The following is a 20,272-nucleotide window of genomic DNA, read 5'->3' as shown; positions in this document are numbered from 1 at the left end:
CGGGAGGGTCGGGGCGTCTCGTGCTCACGACAGGTAGTCCTCCGAGCGGGCCAGCTCCTCCTCGAGTTCGAGCAGGATCTCGGCTTCCGACTGCGTTATGTGCCTGGGCGACTGCACCCTTATGGGTTCACTCGGCCTCGCGGGAAGGGCCGACGAGCGCTCCGCCCGCGGCGCCGCCATCGACGGGGGCGACGTGTCCGTCGAGCGCTTGCCCTGCGCAAGGCTCATCCGGTCGAGCAGGTGATCGGCGAGCGACGCGGGGTTCGGATAGGTGAAGAGGAGCGTCGCCGAGAGCCGCACGCCGAGGCTCAATTCGAGCCGATTGCGGAGCTCCAGGCTCAAGAGCGAATCCATGCCGAGGCTCGTGAACGAGGCGAGCCGGTCGATCCGCCCGATATCGAGCCGGAGCACCTGGCCCACGTGCTCGAGAATGTGCTTCTCCAGCATGGGGAGCCGCTCCTGCGGCGGCCTGCGCTCGAGCAGGCTCCGGAACGAGATCCGGCTCGAGGGCGGCCGGTCCGTGGCCTTTTGATCGCGCTGGAGCTCGGACCAGAAGGGGATGTCGCCGACCTGCGGGTAATACTCGACCCACTGGCGCACGGAGAGGCGCAAGACGCCGATCTCGGCGCGCGGGCGTTCGAGCAGCTTGCCGAACGCGAGGAGCCCGTGCGCAGGCGAGAGGCTCTCGATCCCGCGGTGCGAGAGACGGTTGCCGCGGTTGTCCTGGGCCGCCGCGAGGCCGATGTCGGCGAACGGCCCCCAGTGAATGCTCGTCGCCGGGCGGCCCGTGCGCCTGCGCGCGTGGGAGAGCGCGTCGAGGAACGCATTGGCCGCCGCGTAATTGCCCTGCCCAGGGGCGCCGAGCAGCGACGCGGAAGACGAATACAGCACGAAGAAATCGAGCTTCTGATCGAGGGTACGCGTGTGCAGGTTGAAGGCCCCGCGGACCTTCGGCGCCATCACCCGCGTGAACCGCTCCTCGTCCATTTCGAGGAGGGTCCTGTCGTCGAGCAAGCCGGCGGCGTGAACGATGCCGCGCAGGGGCGGCATTCGTTTCTTGATCTCCGCGAGCATGGCGTCGACCTGGTCCTCGCGCGTCACGTCCGCCGCGAGCACGGCCACCTCGGCCCCGGCCTTCTCCATGGCCGAAATGGCCTCCCGCGCAGCCGCGGAGGGGGCGCCGCGCGAGACGAGCGCGAGGTGGCGCGCCCCCCGATCGACCATCCACCGGGAGAGGGACAAACCGAGGCCCCCAAGGCCACCGGTGACCAGATACGTCGCATTCGCGAGGATGGTCGGCTTCGGCTCCTCCACGGGCAGGATGCGGACCGTCGGGTCGTTCATCTTGACGACGATCTTCCCGACGTGCTTGGCCTGGGCCATGAGGCGGTAGGCGTCGCGGACCTCTTCCACCGGGAATTCCTTCACCGGGAGCGGCTGGAAGACGCCCATGTCGAAGAGCTGCATGACCTCCTGGAGCAGGGCGCCGAGCAGCGCCGGACGCTCGACCGACATCCCGGCGAGGTCCACGGCCGCATACGAAAGGCTCTTGCGGAAGGGCGTCATCGCGAGCTGGCCGTTGTCGTAGATGTCGCGCTTGCTGAGCTCGACGAATCGACCATAAGGCGCGAGGATCTCCAGGCTGCGCGTGCGCCCATCGCCCGTGAGGGTATTGAGGACGACGTCGACGCCCTGGCCGCCGGTCTGCTCGAGGACCTGCCCGGCAAAATCGAGCGTCCGGGAATCCATGACGTGCTCGACGCCGAGCGAGCGCAGGTACGCGCGTTTGTCCTCGCTGCCCGCCGTCGCGAAGATCTGGGCCCCGAGAAAGCGCGCGAGCTGAATGGCCGCGAGCCCCGTGCCGCCGGTCGCGGTGTGGACCAGGACCCGCTCGTCATGGCCGAGGCGCGCGAGCTTGTTCAGCGCGTAATAGACGGTCATGAAGACGACGGGCACCGAGGCCGCCTCGGCGAAGCTCAGCTTCGAGGGCTTCGGCGCGACAAACTCGACGTGCGTGGTGACGTGCGAGCCGAACGAGCCCGCGGCGAACGCGACGACTTCCTGCCCGACCCGGACCTGCTCGACACCCGCCCCCACGGCGACCACGCGGCCGGCGCATTCGAGGCCGAGCTGCAAAGGCCCAGGCGTCATGCCGGGGTAAACGCCCATGGCCTTCATGACGTCGATGAAGTTGAGGCCCGCCGCCTCGACCTGGATCTCCACCTCGCCCGGACCGGGAGGACGCCGCGGGATCTCCCGCAAAACGAGCCGATCGAGGACGCCGAGCTCCTGGCTCTCGAGCTGGAACGCCCTGCCATTGGCGGGCTCGGGGGGCGCATTGCCCCCGGCCGCCTCGGCCGCGTCGAACGAGCTATGTACGAGCCGGGCGACGAACCGGCCCTCCTTGCGATACGCGACCTGATCCTCGCGGTCGCGCACCGAGATCTCGCGGAGCAGGGCCGAAGCCTCGTCGACACTGCGGCTCGGATCGACGTCGATGCGCGTGCATTCGAGCTCCGGGTGCTCGAGCGCGATCGTGCGGCCGAGCCCCCAGAGGGTCGATTGCGCGATCGAGAGCGGCGTCCCGGTCGCGAGCACGGCCTGCGCGCCGCGCGTGACGAGCCAGAGCCGCGGCATGTCGCGCCAGCCCTGGCGGATCACGGCCTGGACGAGGTAAAGCGCGCTCAGGCAGCCGTGCGCGATGTCACGCTCGATCGTGTCGTTCGTGATCCGCTCCCACGGAGTCGCGTCGAGCGCATAAAGATGCACGATCCCACGGCAATGGACCTCGCGGCCAAACGCCTCGCGCAGGACGCGCTGGTAATGCTCCGGGTTCGTCGGGTCAATCTCGAAGAGCCCCGCTTCGAGGCGGGAGAACCGCGACCCGGCGCGCACGCGCACGCACGCCTCGCCGCGCGCGAGCAAGAGGAACGCCATCGACGCGGCCGTGCCGCCCTCGTCCACGAAGAGCAGCCACGCGCCCGGGTTCCCCGCGTGTTTGAGCCGCATGGACTCGCCGTCGAGGTCCTTCTTGCGCCACTCGATCGCGTAAATGGCGTCGTCGAGCGCGTTCGCCGACGCCGACTTCCCGCTCTCCAGCCGCTTGATGCGCAGCCCCTGCACCTCCGCCTGCACCCGGCCGTCCGCGTCGATGACGTAGACGTCGCCCGCGGGGTTCGTCTTGTCGTCGCTCGCGTGGAGCTGCGCGTGGACCCATACCTCTTGCCCGAGCGAGCGATGGAGCCGAATTCGATCGATGCCGGAGAGCACGTACGTGCCGAGCGGCTCGGTCTCCGACGCGACGTGGACCTGCACGAGGGTCTGGAAACAGGCGTCGAGCAGCGCCGGGTGCACTTGATACTGGTCCGCGTTCACCGCGACGTCGGCCGGCAAGAAGACGCGGGCGAGCCCTTCCTCGTTGCCGAGCCACATCTGCTCGAGGCCGCGGAAGCTCCTGCCATAAAAGAGCCCGCCCTCCTCCATGCGGCGATAAAATGCTTCCGCGTCGACCACCGTCGGGCAACGCGCCTGGAGCACGCGAGGACGCTCGCGCGAGATCCGCGCCCCCGGCGCGCCCACGCCCGTCCGCACCTTGCCCGCCGCGTGCCGCGTCCACGATTTCGCGCCCGCCTCGCGGCTCGAAACCTGAAAGGACGCGCGCCCCGCCTCCTCGTCCACGAGGACGAACTGGACACGGCGCTCCGGGTCCTTGCCGACCGGGAGCATCCGGTCGAAGGTGACCTCCTCGAGCGCGACGGAGACCTTGCCGTGCACCTCGGCGACGGCGGAAAGGGCCATCTCCACGTACCCCGCGCCAGGGAAGATGGGATCGTTCTGCACGCGGTGGTGCGCGAGGTAGGGGAGCGCCGTCATGTTCAGCGATTGCTCCCAGAAATGGAGCGTGGGCTCGACGGAGAGGTGGACCGGCGGGCCGAGCAGCGGGTGCACGTCGGGCTCGTGGTGAGAAGCCTGCGAGAGCCACGGTCGCGACTGCGGCATCCGCGACTTCACCTCGTCCGGCAGCCAATACCGATCCCGCTGCCACGGATACGTGGGGAGCGAGATGCAACGGCCGCCGCGCGGAAAGAGCCTGCCCCACGCGAGCTCGTGGCCCTTCACGTGGAGCGCGCCGAGCGCGTCGACGAGGCAATGGCGCTCGTCCTCGTTGCGCCGGAGCGACGCAATGGCCGCCCCCTCCTTCGAGAGGGCACGCAACGTCTCTTCGATCGAATGGAGCAAGATCGGGTGGGGGCTGATCTCCACGAAGAGGGTTTGTCCCTCCTCGACGGCCTTCGCGACGGCCCTGCCAAACAGGACGGGCGCGCGGAGGTTCTTCACCCAGTACGAGGCGTCGAGCTCCGCGCCCGAGACGAGCTCGCCCGTGACAGTCGAGCGCATCGCGACCTTGGTCGCCCGCGGCCGGAGATCGGCGAGCACGGTCGAGAGGTCCTGCTTGAGCACGTCCATCTGCGGGCTGTGCGAGGCGACGTCGACCTTCACCCGGCGGCAAAAGACCCCGCGCCCTTCGAGCATCGCGACGACCTCGTCGAGCGCGGCCGGCTCGCCCGCGATCACGGTCGAGCGCGGGCCATTGCTCACCGCGACGCTGAGCCTGTCCTCGTACCCCACGAGCGCGCGCTCGGCCTCGGACATCGCCAGCTCGACGAGCGCCATCCCGCCGAGCCCCGCCACACGCCGAAGGAGCTTGCTGCGGCGGCAGATGACCTTCGCCGCATCGTCGAGCGAGAGCACGCCCGCGACGTGCGCCGCCGCGATCTCACCCATGCTGTGGCCAATCACGGCGTCGGGCTCGACGCCCCACGCGCGCCAGAGCGCGGCGAGCGCGACCTCGATCGCGAAGAGCATGGGCTGCACGACGTCGATGCGGCCGAGCTGCGAGCGCGTCTCGTCCGCGAGGAGCTCCTCGATGACGGAGAAACCCGCCTCGCGCCGGATGACCGCGTCGCAATCCTCGATGGACTCGCGGAAGACCGGCTTCTGCACGAAGAGCGCGCGGCCCATGCCGACCCACTGCGAGCCCTGCCCGGGGAACACGAAGACGAGGCCGCGCCGGCCGCCGATCGGCACCGCGCCGACCCGCGAGAGGGGATGATCACGCCCGTCGGCGATCGCGCGCAGCCCATCGAGCACCTCCGCCCGGCTCCGCGCCGCGACGACCCCACACGTGCGGTGGTGCGCGCGGCGGACGCTCATCGTGAAGCAGACGTCCCGCAGCGCGGTTTCGCTCGACGTGTCGATGAACCGGACGAGGCGCCGCGCCGCGTCCCGCATCGCCGTCTCGGTCTGGCCCGAGACGGGCAAGAGGTGCACGTGGCCCGTCTCGGTCGCGTCGGACTCGGTGCGGCGATCGATCACGCTCGCGCCGTGCACGAAGAGCTGACCCACGGCCTCGCGGATCGAGCGGCCCTCGTCCTCGTTTCGCCAGAGCGCCGCCACGGCCGCCGCCGTCGCCTGCTTGTCCACGTGGCGAATGCACTCCTCGATGGAATGCTTGACGATGGGGTGCGGCGCGATCTCCAGGAACACCGCGAGCCCGTCGTCGAGCAGGCGCTGGATCCCATTCGCGAACCGGACCGGCTCGGAGAGCTGGCGCGACCAGTAGGCGACGTCGAGGTCCTCGCCGCGAATGCGCTCGCCCGTCAGCGCCGAGACGACGGGGACCCGCGCGCTCATGGGGTGGAGATCCCCGAGCAGCGACGGGAGCTCGTCCACGAGATAAGCCATCTGCGGCCCATGCACGGCGGCGCCGGTGTTGACCGGGCGCGCGAAGACGCCGCGGGAGGCGAACGACGCCGCGATGCCCGCGAGCGCGCCGCCGTCCCCGGAGAAGACCGTGGAGGTCGGGCTCGCCGCGATGGCCCGGTGGATGCGGCCGCCCGAGGACGCCGCGATCGATTGCGCCTCGTCCCAGCCGACACCCGCGAGGAGCATCATCCCCTGGCCCGCCGAGCGCTGCACGAGCGTGGCCTGATGCGCGATGACGCGCGCCGCGTCCTCGAGCGAGAGAACACCCGCGACGTGCGCCGCCGCGACCTCGCCAATGCTGTGGCCGATCACCGCGCCCGGCTCGAGGCCGAGGTCGTGCAAGAGCTCCGCGAGCGCGACCTGGAACGCGAAGAGCACGGGCCACATGACGTCGATGCGATCGGCGGCGACGCGCGGTGAGCCGGCCATGATCTCGTCGAGCACCGACCAGCCAAGCAGCGGCGCGAGCACACGATCACAACGCGTGAGCGCCGCGCGGAAGCTCGGCTCCGAGAGCACGAGCGATCGGCCCATCCCCACCCACTGCGATCCTTGCCCCGAAAACACCCACACGACGCGGCGGGATCCGCGGGCCACGCCGCGGAAGATGCCTCGCCCCTCGGCGCCGCTGCGCGCCTCGGCGAGCCGCGCTTCGAGGCCACTCTTCGTGCTCGCCACGACCGCGAGCCTCTGGCCCACGCCGGCCGAAGGGCCGCGCAAGACCCGCCCGGCGATCACCTCCTCGCCTCGGATCGATTCGAGCGCGAGCCCGATCGAGGCGCCCATCGCCTCCGGCGCGCCCGCTTCGAGCAGGGCGACGCTCGCCGTCGAGCGGGCCATGCTCTCCAGGATCACGTGCGCGTTCGTGCCGCCATAGCCGAACGAGCTCACGCCCGCGCGGCGCAGCGCGCCCTCAGGCGCGGGCCAGGGCTCGACCTTGGTGACGACGCGCAGGTTGAGCGCTTCGAAGTTGATGTTCGGGTTCGGCGATTCGTAATGCAGGGTCGGCGGCAACGCGTCGTGCTGCATCGCGAGCGCGACCTTCAAGAGCCCCGCCATCCCCGCGGCCGCTTCGAGGTGCCCGATGTTCGTCTTGACGGAACCGATGCAAAGCGGCTGATCGGGCGAGTGCTCCAGCCCGATCACGGCCCCGAGCGCGCCCGCCTCGATCGGATCGCCGAGCGGCGTGCCCGTGCCGTGCGCCTCGACGTACTGGATGTCCGCGGGCGAGACGCCTGCCGAGCGGCAAGCGTCCCGCAGCATCGACTGCTGGGCGAGCGGGTTCGGCGCGGTGAGGCCGTTGCTCGCGCCGTCGTTGTTCACGGCGCTGCCGCGCATGACCGCGTAGATGCGGTCGCCGTCGCGCAGCGCGTCCGAAAGGCGCTTCAGGATCACGAGCCCCGCGCCTTCGCTGCGCACGTAGCCGTTGCCGCGCGCGTCGAAGGCGCGGCAGCGACCGTCGGGGCTCATCGCATTGAGCTTCGTGAAGCCCATCGTCGTCTCGGGCACGAGCATCAAGCTCACGCCGCCCGCGATCGCGACGTTCGACTCGCCGCTGCGCAAGCTCTGGCTGGCGAGGTGCATGGCGACGAGCGACGACGAGCACGCCGTGTCCACGGTCATGCTCGGGCCCTCGAGGCCGAAGGCGTACGAGAGCCGGTTCGCGATGATGCACGACGCGCCGCCCGTGCTCGTGTGCGCGGAGATCGACTCGCGCCCCGCGCGATCCTGGAGGAGCGCGTGGTCGAGGAAAAGCGCGCCGACGAAGACGCCCGTGCGGCTGCCCTTCAGCGCGGACGGCGGAATCCCGGCGTCTTCGAGCGCCTCCACCGCGAGCTCGAGCGTGAGCCGTTGCTGCGGATCCATCTGCACCGCCTCGCGCGGCGAGATGCCGAAGAACTGCGGGTCGAAGGCCTCGACGTGGTCGAGAAACCCGCCCCAGCGCGTGTTCACCTTGCCCACGGCGGCGTTGTCCGGATCGTAGAGCGCCGATGCGTCCCAGCGATCCCTCGGCACCTCGGTGATCGCGTCGATGCCGTCGCGCAGGAGCCGCCAGAACGCGTCGAGGTCCGGCGCCTTGGGGAAGCGGCACGCCATGCCCACGATCGCGATGGGCTCGTTTCCCGCAGACGCGCGATGGGCCGGCGAAGGCACGGGCGGGGGGCGCAACGACGACCCAGACGACGTGGACGAACCCGCGTTCGACGCCAGGAACTTCGCCAGCGACGCGGGGGTCGCGTACTCCCAGACGAGGGTCGGTGAGAGGCTACGACCGAGGTGCTTGCCCAGATCCGCGAGGAGCTTCGTCGCGCCGAGGGAGTCGAGCCCGTAGCGATGGAACCGCTCGCGTGGGTCGATGGTCCGCGGATCGATCCCCCGAAGCTCGGCGAGGCGGGAGACCAGCCAGGCCGAAAGGTTCTCTGCGTTGGGTGGAGTCATCGACGCGTAACCCGACCTCGTCTCCTGAAAGCCCCTCGACCTCGTCGCGGCCCGTCGTGCTCACGTGCCACGGAAAGTTTGAAACCTTGCTCCAACGGTCGAAGCACGCCTCGCGGCGCGCTCCCGGGAGCAGCATATACCCCGAGGTGGCGAAGCGACGCACGAGGTAGCCCGCATCGCGTGTTTCTCGCCCACCCAGACGAGCGCGCCTCGCGAGCACCATGGCGGCGAGCCTCCCCGCGGCGAGGGCATCGGCGCCCGTGGCCCTCGGATCCCCGCCGAAGCTCGACCGAAGCAGGGAGGACGTCGCGCATACAGTCCAGAGAATCCTAAACGAAGCCGAACCGTTTGCCCATCGCACGTTCGGTGCTCGACGGCTGCGATGCAAGCCAGCCCGCACGGACACACCGGCAACACGAAAACGAGAGCGCTCCGGACGGCCCACGCGTGTCGCACACAGAATCACGCGACGCCGGGATGTTGCGCCCGCTCCGCTCAGTTGCCTGCGCTCTCGACCTTGGGTTCGGGCGGAAGCGGCGGATTGCCTGGCGGCGGCCTGTATCCAGGCTTGCGATATGTCAAGATCGCAATCTTTTCATGCTTGTATGGCTGCGTTTGTCCAGGCAGCGGACACTGGTCTCGCAGCCAGTACACGTCGAACGCGACGAGCTCGTCTTCGGGGCGACCGGTCTCTTCGTGCCAGTGCAGGAGGTACTCCTTGAGACCATGACGGAACACCTTGTTCCGATCGAGCCGGATGCGGTTGAAGTAATCCTGCCAGATCTGGTTCAGGCCGAGACCACGCGCGTCCGAGAGATTGAGGTCGGGCTCCTTGCCAGTGAAAGGATCGACGTGGCGGCCGCTGATCGTGATCGCGTCGATCGTGATCGAACCGTCGTCGCTGATCGGGTTCGGCGCGAACATACCCCAGCCCTGGTACAGGCGCGGGTAGCCGAGGGTCGCCTGCATGAGCCACGGCTGCGTGTGCTTGAGGGGCGCAGGGACGGACTTGTTCTCGTTGATCGTCTGGCTCACCGCGCAGAGGAAGAACCAGGCCACGAGCGCCTCCCGCAGGCCCGCGCGCACGCGTGAGGCGCGCTCGGCGAGCGGGGACGGCACAGCGCTCGCCGAGCGGCCGCGGGGCTTCGTGCCGAGGCCGAAGGCGCGCGCGACGGCGTCGCGACGGCGCGCGACGTAGCCGAAGAGCGGCCCCGAAAGGCCCAGCGTGAGGACGCGGAAGACGGGCCAGAGAAAGCGGCCCGCGGGGAGCGAGCGCGCGAGGGCTGCGAGGGCCGCGTGATCGTCGTGGACCTCGTTCGTCGCGGGATCGCGGACGCGGAGGAGCTTCGGCGTGGCTTCGTCCTCGGGGCTCTCCTCGAACGTGAGGCGCTCGCAGTGGTCGAGGCGCGCGAAGAGGCGACAGAGGAAAAACGCGAGCGGCGAGCGCCGGTCGTACACGACGACCCACGCGCGGGCTTTCTTCGTGTACCAACGGTCGAGGATCTCCCAGTGCACGGGCTGGGGGAACAGGAAGCTCCAGGCAATCATGAACCAGGAGAACGGGCCGAGGCGCATCATCACGCCGAAGCTCCCGTGCAGGCCGGTCATCAGGAGCATCGCGAGCGGCCGCGTGACGCGGCGGCCGGCGGGCGCGAGGATGAGCGGCACGAGGATCGCCTCGACGACGAGCACGCTCCAGGCGACAGGCCGCATCATCCAGATCGGCATGTACTCGCGAAACGGCACGGCGAACCCCGTGATCATGCGATCGAGGTGGAGCACGTAATGGACCGTGTCGCCCTTGCGCCAGATATTTCCCGATTTGTTGACGACGTTGAAATAATAAATGACCGCGATGTTCAGGGTCGTGAGGAGCCCGATCAACGAGACGTAGGGCTTCGTGGCCCAGGCGAAGGGCGCGCGCGCGTTGAGCTCCGCGGACGAACGCTCCTTGCGCTCGCGGAACGAGCGCAAAAGCGCGTCGACGGAGAATCGCTGGCCGGTGGGCATGAACATCGCCCAGCCGATGAGCAGGTTTTCCACGACGTACCCGCCGTTCTCGACCATGACGAGCCGGTTGTCGAGGCTCGTCACGAAGAGGAACGAGAGGACCGAAAAGATGCGGGTATGCCAGCCGATGAAGAAGCAGAAATGGCAGAACGTCGCGATCGCGAAAGCGACGTGGACTTCTTCGAGCGAGGAGAACGCGTGGAAGAGGCTGAAGTTGAAGCCGCTGCTCGGACGGAAGAGGTGGTAATGGTTCGTGAGGACGCCCTCGTTCGAGTAGAACCAGCGCGCATCCTTCCAGTGCCTGATGCAATCGGCGGTGACGAGGAACCCGATGACGAGCCGGAAAAACCCGAGCGTGCGCGGGTCCATCGTCATGTAATGGTCACGCAGCCAGGCGAACGCGGCGCGGAGGCCTGAAAACCGCGGTTTGGCGGGTTTGTCCTCTCGCGGCGCGTCCTCGGGCCGTCCGGCCGTGACCTCGCCCTCGGCGGCTATCTCGGCCACGACCCTACTCCTGCCGGCGGACGTCGGGCTTGATGATCGGGAGCCGGTCGGCCGCCATGCGCCCGCCGCGCGAATGCGTGAAGAGTTTTTCGCGATCCTTCTCGACGCGCGCCGGGCTCTCGCCAGGCTTCGCGATCGAATACTTCACCCAGTACGCGTCGTAGCCCGAGAGCTGCTCGTCCGGCGTGCGGCCCTCGAGCGCGGGGCCGCCCTTGCTGAGGTAATCACGCAGGGCCTTCTGGAACGGCTCGTACTCGCGCAGGCGGACGCGGTTCAGGTAATCGTTCCAGAGCTGGCCGAGCTTGCGCGCGTTGAAGGCCTCGGGGGTGATCGCGGGCGGGGCGCCCGTGAGCGGGTCGATGCTCGCGCCCTTGCGGTTCTGACCGTCGATCACGAAGACTCCGTCCTCATCCCCGTTCACGGCGAGCACGTCCCAGCGCTCCATCATGCGCGGCCACGCGACGGCCGCCGAGAGGAGTTTTCCCTGGGGAATCGAGAACCGAAGCGGGTTTTCCTTGGTCGCCTGCGCGAGCGCCGCGACGAAAAGCACGAAGACGAACGCCTCGCGAAGGCCACCCGTCAAGAAACGCTGGGTGCGTACGGCGGACGGGACGTCGAGGGCCTCGGCGGCATCGGGTTCGGCCTCGTCTTTCGGCGCGGGGACGCCGCACGCGTCCATGCCGAGGAGGACGCTGACGTCGGCGCGCCGCTTGGCGAAGGCGTCATAGAAGACGTCGAGCAGGTTCGAGATGCCCGGCAGGCGCATGACGAAGGCGAGAGGACGCCCGAACGGCAAGGCCCGCACGATCTCCGCGATGCCGCGGCTCCGCGTGAGGACGGTGCCTTTTGCGTCCACGACGACGATCGTGTTCTGCACGAGCTCCTCGGTGATGTCCGCCGGCAGGTCGACCTTTTCGACCGTGCCGTCGGCCTTGCCGCGGAGGAGCCCCGAGAGGTCGCCATTGCCCTGGAACGTGAGGTGGTGCTGGGCGTCGAGGCGCTTGGCGAGGCGCGCAAGCCACAAGCAAACGCCGCAATCCTCGTCGTAGACGACGCTGCGCGCGCGCTCCGGGGAAAAACGGCGCTCGAAGGCGTCCCAGCTCTCCTCCGGTAGGAGCAGCGCCGCGGCGGCGAGCAGCGTCCAGGCATAAAGGCCGAGCGAGAACAGGAGGCCGAGCGCGAGCGAATACACGACGAGGAGCCCGACGGCGATGCCGCGGAGCGGCCTTCGCGCCACGGGGACGAGCACGAGGAGCGGGACGGCGCATTCCGCCGCGAGGAGCAAATACGAGAGGCCCTTCAAGACGCCGGCCGGCGCGTGCTGGAGCCGCACCCCGAAATCGCTCACCCAGCGCTCGACGTGGAGCGCATAATAAAGGCCGCTGCCGTCCCGCCACGACCCAGCGAAATGCCAGGCCGCCGACGCGACGAGGATGATCACGATCTGCAGCGTGACGGCGAGCGCCGCGAACGAGAGCGGCGACCAGCCGGGCCCGCGCGTGACCGAAAGCTCGGCCTCCGTGGGCCGCGGGCGATCGTTCAAATCCGCGTCGGTCTTTTCGTCGCGATCCGCGAACGAGCGGGCGAGGGCGTCGACGGAGAAGCGGCTGCCGAGCGGCAAGAAGAGCGTGAAGAAGAGGAGCGCGACGGCCGCGTAGTTGCCCTGGTTTTCGAGCAGGATGTTCCGCGAGCCGAGGCTGACCAGACAGATCAGCGAGAGCGCGTGGAAGATGCGCGTCTTCCAGCCGAGGAGAAAGCCGAGATAGACGAGGAGGATCAGGACGAACGCGAGGTGGTTCTCCCCGACACTCGAAAAGGCGTGGAGGATGCTCCAGACCTGGCCTTTGTCGCGCAGGTTGAAGATGTGGTTGTGATTCGGAAGGACGCCTTCGTTCGAATAAAACGCGCGCACCCACGGCCAGCGACGAAAGAGGTCGCCCAGAAGGACGAGGGCCATCGCGATGCGAAAGAGCCCCAGGGAGCGGGCGTCGATTGTAAGGAAGCTCGACAGAATTCGTTTGCCCACGTCAATCCTCGACACGGAATCGGTACTCGTCCTCGTGCGAGAGCAACGGGACGCTCGGCTTGCGGAGCAAGATCGTCCGCACGGCCCAGAGGTCGTTGAAAATGCGATACCGAAGCGCCGTCTGATCGAGATAATCGACGCCCGCAGACCCCCCCGTTCCCGTACGCCGCCCGATCACACGCTCGACCATGCGCGCGTGGCGCTGGCGCCAGATGATCATCTGCTGCTCGACCGCGATCACGAGGTCGATGACCTCGCGCGGCCACGCGAGCCGCGGCAGCTCGCGGTAGCTCTCCAGGAACACGATCGCCGCCCGCACGCGCCGGCGGAAGGCGCGCGCCTCGTCGTCGAGCCCCTCTTCGTCCTCGGCCCGGAGGAACCGCTCGGCGAACCGGATCTCGGCGCGGTAACGCTCCTCGAGCCGCGTGATGTCGTCCGCCGTGAGCGCGTTCTGCTTGGCGAGGCGAACGCGGTTCTCGATCTCCTTCTCGTGCCCCGCGATGAACGCCTTCGCGAACCGATCGGCCGACTCCTGCGTCGCAGGGCCGTCGATCGGCGTGCGCGCGAGCCACTCGTAGAGCACGCTCTTCAAGCTCGGCCCGCTCTGCCTGCGTTGCTCGACGCGGGCGAGCGCCGCCGAAGGAGAACCGTCCGAGGAGCGGAGCGCCGCCATGTAGCTGCCCTCGCGACCGAGCGGGATGCGCAGGGTGTCGTCGAGCCCGAGCAGGATCTCGATCTCGCGCATCTGCGCCGACTGGAAGCCGCTCGCCGGGATCAACCGGTCGCGGAAGTCGAGGTAGTCGCGCGTGGTGAGCGTCTCCATCACGCGGAAATGCGGCACGGCCTGCTCGAAGAGCGCCACGACGCGGCGGAGCGAGGTCGCCGCGTTCGCGAGCTTCATGTCGGGCACGGGGTTCTGCCGGAAGAGATCGCGCGCCGTCTCGAGCTCGCGCAGGATGAGCTTGAACCAGAGCTCGTAGACCTGGTGGACGACGATGAAGACGACCTCGTCGTTCGAAAGCTTGCTCTCGTCGTTGTCGAAGCCGCCCTGCAGCGAAAGGAGCTCTTCGACCTTGATGTAGTCCCAGTAGTTGCGCATGCCTCGGCTCCTTGACGCGAGGCGAGTCTACTGCCCACGCGCGAAAACGGAAGTCACGAGGCGCGCGCTCGAAGAGCGCCCACGGCCGCCGCTAACGTAACGTCGGCCTCGGGATCAGGGCGTCGTGGTGAAGCTCGTGCCCTCGGGTCCGATGTTCACGGGTGGCCCGTAACTCCGGAGTTCAGCGCGCTCGTGGCCCATACGCGCCTCGACGTCGAGAACGGTGATGCCGACATCGGGACAAAACGTGGTCGTGTACCGGATGGGTACATCGCCGCCGCGCTCTTCGACCGTGACGACACATCCGTCGAAGCGCCCCGCCGGCACGGTCACGCTCTGTCCGACCGCTTCGATCCGCGTCCAGCCGCCATGCTCGCCGGTCCAGCTCATGCCGACGGCGATCGGCGCGCGCAGCACGTAGACCGAACGGCCGAGCAGCGCGACGCCCTCGCTCGTGAACGCGACGCGGCGCGCGCCCGTGGGCGTGACGAGCTCGCCCTCGATCGCACTCGTGCGGCGGGCGCGGACGAGCAAGAGGCCTCGCTCGCCATCGTCGCTCGTCGTCTCGTAGTGCCAGAGGTTTCCGTGCACGAGCGGAAAATACCGCTCGATCGGCATGCCGGACGACGCGTCGACCATGCCCTCGCCGGGCGTGGTGAACGAAGGCCGCGGCTCGGGCGCAGAAGACCCGCACGCGGCGAGCGCGAGGCCCGAAAGGACGAGGGCGAGGGCGCTCGGCCTCGACGTCATGGGGTGGGCGAGAGCCGGTGAGAGAAGTACCAGACCGTGAAAAAGACGAGGAGCAAGCACGCGGCCAAGAGCATGTACTTCGCGAGCGGATCGGGCTCGATGCGACGCAGGAGCTCCTCGGCGGCGCGGCGCACGGCCGGGTCGTCCGTGCTCTTCACGAGGCGCGCGCCGTCCTCGCGGACGCGGGCGTAGTCGCCGCGGTCGAAGGCGGCGAGCAACGCGTCGAGGCTCTCGTCGCGCGGGAACCGCTGCGCGAACGAGGGCACGCCTTCGCGCGGCGCCTTCGCCTTCTTCTTGCGCTTCTTCTTGGGGCGCGCGGCCTCGCTCGGCTCTTCGGCCTCGCCCTGCGGATCCGCGCCCTCGTTCGTCTCGCTCATCGTTCGGTCCTGTCGCAATGCGAAGGTTCGATGTCTACCTCGGAAGGACGGGCGTGTTCTGATCGGGCCGATCCTTCCAGCCGACGGGCCCGTCGCCCTCGCCTTTCACCTCGCAGGAGAGGTGCTCGCAGAGCGTCTGATAGTACGCCTTCCGGCCGCAGCCGACGGCCTTGTAGACCCCGCCGAACTCCTCGCTCACGCGGATGTCCTCGCTGGGGCAGTCGAGGTCCTTCTCCGCGTGCATCAGCACGACCGGCCTGGCCGCGCCACGCCCGTTGACGTTGTCGAGGCAGCCGACGAGGACGAGGAAGGGAAGTATCCGGGCGAAAGGGCGCATGGCTAGAACTGGAAGTACACGAACGGCACGGCCTTCACGCTCGCCGCCTCGTGCAGCACGACGGCGACGAGGAAGAGCATGGCGCCTTGCGCGGGGGCCGGCAGGGCCGTGAACGCGGCGCGCAGCTGATCGTAGATCACACGCGGCGTGTGGTGCACGGCGATCCCGAGGGCGAGCAAAGCGGCGACGATCGGCGGCAAGTTCGGGTGGAAGGTCGTCCCGGTCGAGATCTGCTTGAGGACACGCGTGCCGATGTCGAAGGTCGGGGCGCGGAAGAAGATCCACGCGAGGCAGACGTAGTGGAACGTGAGGATCACGCCGATCGGCTTCGGGAGGAAGCGCTTCGACTTGCCCGCGCTCTTGCCCCCGGCGCGCTCGAAGGCGCGTGTGACGGCGAGGCCGAGCCCGTGGAGGAAGCCCCAGAAGACGAACGTCCACGACGCGCCGTGCCAGAGGCCGCCGAGGAGCATCGTGAGCATGAGGTTGCGGTACGTCGCGAGGTTCGAACCTCGGTTTCCGCCGAGCGGGATGTACAGGTAGTCGCGCAGCCAGCTCGACAGCGAGATGTGCCAGCGGCGCCAGAACTCGGCGAGGTTCGACGAGGTGTAGGGCGCGTCGAAGTTCGGCGGGAAGCGCACGCCGAGCAGGAGCGCCGAGCCGATCGCGATGTCGCTGTAGCCCGAGAAGTCGCAGTAGATCTGGACGGCGTAGCCGTAGACGCCCGCGAGCACCTCGACCGCGGAGTAGTTCTCCGGTCGCTCGAAGACCCGATCGACGAGGTGGATCGCGAGCTGATCGGCGAAGACGACCTTCTTCAGGAGGCCTGTCGCGATGAGGAACATGGCCTCGGCGCCCACGCGGCTCGGCAGCGAAGGGACGGCTTCGAGCTGCGGCAGAAGGTCACGCGGGCGAACGATCGGGCCCGCAACGAGGTGCGGGAAAAACGAGACGAAGAGCAGGTAGCGGAGGTAGCTCCGGTGGGCCGGGAGATCGCCGCGGTAGACGTCGATGACGTAGCTCATCGACTCGAACGTGAAGAACGAGATGCCGACGGGCGGGAGCAGGACCCGCATCGCGTCGCTCGTCTTCGGCGTGGTGCCCGTGAGCCACGCGCGGAGGAGCTCGACGTTCTCGACGCCGAAGTTCCAGTACTTGAAGAAGCCCAGGAAGCCGAGGTTCAGGACGACGGTGATCGTCAGGAGCGCCTTGCGGCGCGAGGGGCTCGTCTCGTTCGCGATGATGCGGGCGAGGAAAAAATCGACCGTCGACGAGCCGAAGATGAGCGGCAGATACCGCCAGTCCCAGGCGGCGTAGAAGCCGTAACTCATCGCAAGGAGGAAGACGATGCGCGGCCATGAGGCGAGGAGGCGCCCGCCGGACGTGGCGAACGACGGTTTGAGGGTCGAAAGGCCCCACCAACCGACGAACGCAACGGCGAAGAAAACCGCGTACTCGATGCTGATGAAGTTCACGAGCGGGCCGCATGTTGAACGGCGCGGGCTGCCGTGCCAAGGATTACGGTGATGCTCGGGCGCCTGATCGTAGGGATCCTCAAAGGCCTCATCGTGGGCGGGCTCATCGGGTTCGGGCTCGTGAAGCTCGGATTTGCCCTACTACCTGCCTGGCTGGCGTACATCGCCGCCGCGATCACCGGCGTCGTGATCGGCCTCATCGCGGGCAAACCCATCTGGGCGAAGGACGCGAAGATCGAGGCCGGGATGAAGGCCGTCGTCGGCGCGCTGCTCGGAGCCGGGCTCATGTTCGCCGCGCGCAAGTGGCTGACGATGTACCTCCCGACCGAGCCGCTGAGCCAGATCGGCGTGATGACGAAGAGCGAGGCGATCCGGTTCGGCTACTTCCCCATCACCTCGCTCGCGACCATCGCCGCGGTGCTCGGCGGCTTCTACGACGCCGACAACACGCCCGGGCCCGAGGGCGAAGCAGAAGCAAAAGAAGAGACAAAAGCTCCGCCGGCGAAGGCTGGGCCGCAAAAGCGCATCGCGCAGCCGGCCGAGGACGAGCTCGACGAGGATTTCGACACGTCGGCGGACGAGAAAAAGGCGAAGAAGTAGAGCAGTGCCGCCCGCGCGGATCCTGTTCTACATGGCGACGTTCGGAGCCCTCGCGCTCGTCGCGCGTTCGCTCCTCATCGGGCCCGTGCCTACGTGGATCACGCTCACCGCGCTCGCCGCGTACACGGCGATCGTCTTCTCCGGCGTGCTCTTCTTGCGCCTCCGCATGTTCGTCGACGCGGTCTGCCGCGGGCCCGACGACGCGCGCGGCGTGGCCCTGACCTTCGACGACGGGCCGAATCGCACGCACACGCCGAAGGTGCTCGACGCGCTCGATCGGGCGAAGATCAAGGCGACGTTCTTCGTGATCGGCAAGAAGGCCGAGGCGCATCCGGAGCTCGTGCGCGACATCGTGGCGCGAGGTCACACGCTCGGCTCGCACGGCTACGCGCATCCGCGAACGTTCGCCATGCTGTCCACGGCCGCCGTGCGCGCGGACATCGAGCGCTCGCTCGTGGTGCTGGAAAAGATCACGGGGAGCAAGCCGACCCTGTTCCGGCCGCCGATCGGGCACACGAACCCGCGCATCGCGAAGGTCGTTACCGAGCTTGGCCTGACGGTGGTCGGCTGGTCGGTTCGTGCGATCGACGGGCTCGCCTCGGCGGACGCGACGAAGGTGGCGGCGCGCGTCGTGCGAGGCCTGGAAGACGGGGCGATCGTGCTTCTGCACGACGCGGCCGAGCGTGACGATCACGTGCCGGCGAGCCTCGGCGCGCTGCCCGCGATCCTCGAAGGCATGCGGGCGAGGAACCTCGTCGGCGTGGCGGTCACGGATTTCGTGGAAGGAAGCCGCGAGGAAGGTGCGGCCTAGGGCCCCGAAGAGCGCTACGAACGAAGACGGATCGTCATGGTGCCTTCTCGTCCGAGCCTGACCCTCTTCGCCCACCTCGTCTCGCGTCCCGAGTCGGAGATCGACCTCGTCCAAGCCGCGCTCGTCTTCGCCGAAAGCGAGTACCCGTCGCTCGACGTCGCGCGGTACGTGGCGACGCTCGAAGGGCTCGGCCGCGCCGCCGCCCGTCGCATCGCGCAAGCCGCGCCGCACGGGACGACGGAGGAGCGAGTGCGCGTGGTGCTCGAATGGCTCTACGGCTCGCAAGGCTTCCGTGGGAACGCCGAGGAGTATTACGACCCGCGCAACAGCTACCTGAACGAGGTGCTCGATCGGAAGAAGGGCATCCCGATCACGCTGGCGGTGATCCTCCTCGACGTGGCGACACGCGCGGGGATCGACGCGAAAGGGATCTCGTTCCCGGGGCATTTCCTGGTCGGCGCGGGGGAGCGGGAGAAGGAAGCGTCGCGATTGGCGTTGGAGAACCGCGCCGTCAGGCGGCTCGGAGCCCCGAACGTCAACCTGGTGATCGATCCGTTCCACGGTCGGATCCTCGGCAACACGGAGCTCGAAGCGCTGCACGCGCGCGTGACGGGCGCGGGCCCGCGGGTCGATCCGCGCCTGCTCGAACCGTGTAGCAAGCGTCAGATCCTGGCCCGCATGCTCTCGAACCTCCGCAGCATCCACGCGTCGCGGGGGGACGACGAGCGGCTGCGCAACGTGCTCGAGCATCTCGTGGCGATCGCGCCGTCGCCGGAGCTCACCCGCGAGCTCGAGCGTCTCGGCGGCAGCCGCGCGATCCTCGCCCGGCCAAGCGCGCACCGCTCGTTCAACTGAGGTCCTTCGCCGCGAGCGGGACCGTGAAGGAGAAGCGCGCGCCCGCGCCCTCCTCGCCGTGCTCGACGCCGATCGATCCGCCCACGGATTCGAGCAGGCCGCGACAGACCGCGAGCCCGAGGCCCGTGCCTTTGCCGACGTCCTTCGTCGTGGTGAAGGGTTCGAAGAGGTGATCGCGGATCGCAGGCGCGACGCCGGGGCCGTTGTCGCGGACCTCGACACGCAAGCCCTCGGGCGCGCGGCGCGCGAGGAGCTCGATGCGGCCTCCGGGCTTGGGGACGGCGTCGGCCGCGTTGAAGAGCAGGTTCAGAAGGACCTGCACGAGGCGCGGTTCGGAGAGCGCGACGAGCGGCAGGTCTTTCTCGACGTCGATCGTGATGTCCACGTCGCGCAGGGCCTTCTGCGGTTTGACGAGGGCGAGCGCGGCGTCGAGCGCTTGCGTGAAGGAGCCAAAGGCCTCGGGGGGTCGTCCGTCACGCACGCTCGTGGCGGGGCGCGCGAAGTCGAGCAAGTCGCGCAGGATGCGGTGGATGCGCTCGGTCTCGCGCTTCATGCGTTGCAGGAAGTCGCGCTCATCGGTCTCGTCGAGGCCGCCGGCGAGGAGAAGCTCTTCGAAGCCGAGCAGCGCCGCGATGGGGTTTCCGATCTCGTGCGCGAGCCCGGCCGCGAGACGTCCCACGGAGGCGAGCCGCTCCGAACGCACGAGTCGCTCCTGCGCGCGCTCGAGCTCCTTCGCGTACCGCGTGGCCTCTTCGATCTTCACGCGCAGGCTCTCTTCGTCGGCGCGCAGGCGCTCGGTCATGCGCGACACGCTCTCGGCAAGCTCGGCGAGCTCACGCGCGCCCGTGCGTGGTAACTCGAGTCGCCGCGCGCCCTCTGCCACACGGCCCGCGGCGCGCGAGAGGCGCTCGATCGGATCGACCACGAGCCGCGTCATCGCGAGGTACATGAAGATGAGCAGCGCGAGGGCGAAGATGCCCATGTAGAGGGCGAGGAGCCGGATGAGCGGCGCCGTGGGAATGACCCCCGCCATGCTGGCCCGGTGCAAGCTGACGACGGCGAAGAACAAAGGCAGGAAAGCGAGGACGAGGAGCGTGCCGAGCGCGACGAGGAGCTGAAGCCGTATGCCGGGGCGCACAGGCGTTAGGGTAGCCGTCTTCTCCCAAAACTAGGCCCGGTCCGATCAGCTCTGATACGGGGCGTTGTCGACGCTCGGGGGCTTCGCT

At 68.7% G+C, this 20,272-nt stretch carries 12 protein-coding genes; 3 read left to right on the top strand and 9 right to left on the bottom strand.

Features of this window, described 5'->3' with window-relative positions:
- Positions 1-24: 24 nt before the first annotated feature.
- From KEG38_RS11810 to KEG38_RS11775, 8 genes are all read right to left on the bottom strand, one after another.
- Positions 25-8,205, bottom strand: a complete 8,181-nt coding sequence (locus KEG38_RS11810) for a type I polyketide synthase (RefSeq protein ID WP_272419460.1) — start codon at positions 8,203-8,205, stop codon at positions 25-27.
- 495 nt (positions 8,206-8,700) lie between these two features.
- Complete coding sequence (locus tag KEG38_RS11805; protein ID WP_272419458.1) at positions 8,701-10,719, bottom strand: HTTM domain-containing protein; 2,019 nt, start codon at positions 10,717-10,719, stop codon at positions 8,701-8,703.
- Between the two features lie 4 nt (positions 10,720-10,723).
- A complete protein-coding gene (locus KEG38_RS11800; RefSeq protein ID WP_272419457.1) occupies positions 10,724-12,745 on the bottom strand; it encodes a DCC1-like thiol-disulfide oxidoreductase family protein in 2,022 nt (673 codons plus the stop codon).
- Position 12,746: 1 nt separating this feature from the next.
- The gene (locus tag KEG38_RS11795) at positions 12,747-13,844 is read right to left on the bottom strand and encodes a tryptophan 2,3-dioxygenase family protein (protein ID WP_272419456.1); all 1,098 of its coding nucleotides are present in this window, start codon (positions 13,842-13,844) and stop codon (positions 12,747-12,749) included.
- 114 nt (positions 13,845-13,958) lie between these two features.
- Entirely contained in the window at positions 13,959-14,594 is a 636-nt protein-coding gene (locus KEG38_RS11790; RefSeq protein WP_272419455.1) for a hypothetical protein, read from the bottom strand.
- Positions 14,591-14,971, bottom strand: a complete 381-nt coding sequence (locus KEG38_RS11785) for a hypothetical protein (RefSeq protein WP_272419454.1) — start codon at positions 14,969-14,971, stop codon at positions 14,591-14,593. The genes KEG38_RS11790 and KEG38_RS11785 overlap by 4 nt, the downstream gene beginning before the upstream one ends.
- Positions 14,972-15,005: 34 nt before the next feature.
- The gene (locus KEG38_RS11780; protein ID WP_272419453.1) at positions 15,006-15,308 is read right to left on the bottom strand and encodes a hypothetical protein; all 303 of its coding nucleotides are present in this window, start codon (positions 15,306-15,308) and stop codon (positions 15,006-15,008) included.
- Between the two features lie 2 nt (positions 15,309-15,310).
- Positions 15,311-16,780 carry an MBOAT family O-acyltransferase gene (locus tag KEG38_RS11775; protein WP_272419452.1) on the bottom strand — a complete coding sequence of 490 codons (1,470 nt, stop codon included), beginning with the start codon at positions 16,778-16,780 and terminating at the stop codon, positions 15,311-15,313.
- Between the two features lie 51 nt (positions 16,781-16,831).
- Between KEG38_RS11775 and KEG38_RS11770 the strand changes: the two genes are divergently transcribed.
- Genes KEG38_RS11770 through KEG38_RS11760 form a run of 3 tightly spaced genes read left to right on the top strand, consistent with a single transcriptional unit; the run spans position 16,832 to position 19,046 of the window.
- On the top strand, positions 16,832-17,380 hold the full coding sequence (locus KEG38_RS11770) for a hypothetical protein (RefSeq protein WP_272419451.1): 549 nt from the start codon (positions 16,832-16,834) through the stop codon (positions 17,378-17,380).
- A 4-nt stretch (positions 17,381-17,384) separates the two neighbouring features.
- A complete protein-coding gene (locus tag KEG38_RS11765) occupies positions 17,385-18,191 on the top strand; it encodes a polysaccharide deacetylase family protein (protein ID WP_272419450.1) in 807 nt (268 codons plus the stop codon).
- A gap of 36 nt (positions 18,192-18,227) precedes the next feature.
- Positions 18,228-19,046 carry a SirB1 family protein gene (locus tag KEG38_RS11760; RefSeq protein WP_272419449.1) on the top strand — a complete coding sequence of 273 codons (819 nt, stop codon included), beginning with the start codon at positions 18,228-18,230 and terminating at the stop codon, positions 19,044-19,046.
- Here the strand turns inward: KEG38_RS11760 and KEG38_RS11755 are convergent.
- Positions 19,039-20,184 carry a sensor histidine kinase gene (locus tag KEG38_RS11755; protein ID WP_272419447.1) on the bottom strand — a complete coding sequence of 382 codons (1,146 nt, stop codon included), beginning with the start codon at positions 20,182-20,184 and terminating at the stop codon, positions 19,039-19,041. The two genes, KEG38_RS11760 and KEG38_RS11755, sit on opposite strands and share 8 nt — an antisense overlap.
- Between the last annotated feature and the right edge of the window lie 88 nt (positions 20,185-20,272).

The sequence above is a fragment of the Polyangium jinanense genome, from assembly GCF_028435265.1.
In the GTDB taxonomy this organism is placed as follows: domain Bacteria; phylum Myxococcota_A; class Polyangia; order Polyangiales; family Polyangiaceae; genus Polyangium; species Polyangium jinanense.
This window is presented reverse-complemented; position numbering and strand designations above follow the sequence as displayed.

Coding starts and splice junctions, on each gene's coding strand:
- KEG38_RS11780 (WP_272419453.1), bottom strand. CDS start 15,308: ATGCGCCCTTTCGCCCGGATACTTCCCTTCCTCGTCCTCGTCGGCTGC.
- KEG38_RS11760 (WP_272419449.1), top strand. CDS start 18,228: ATGGTGCCTTCTCGTCCGAGCCTGACCCTCTTCGCCCACCTCGTCTCG.
- KEG38_RS11770 (WP_272419451.1), top strand. CDS start 16,832: ATGCTCGGGCGCCTGATCGTAGGGATCCTCAAAGGCCTCATCGTGGGC.
- KEG38_RS11785 (WP_272419454.1), bottom strand. CDS start 14,971: ATGAGCGAGACGAACGAGGGCGCGGATCCGCAGGGCGAGGCCGAAGAG.
- KEG38_RS11790 (WP_272419455.1), bottom strand. CDS start 14,594: ATGACGTCGAGGCCGAGCGCCCTCGCCCTCGTCCTTTCGGGCCTCGCG.
- KEG38_RS11795 (WP_272419456.1), bottom strand. CDS start 13,844: ATGCGCAACTACTGGGACTACATCAAGGTCGAAGAGCTCCTTTCGCTG.
- KEG38_RS11810 (WP_272419460.1), bottom strand. CDS start 8,205: ATGACTCCACCCAACGCAGAGAACCTTTCGGCCTGGCTGGTCTCCCGC.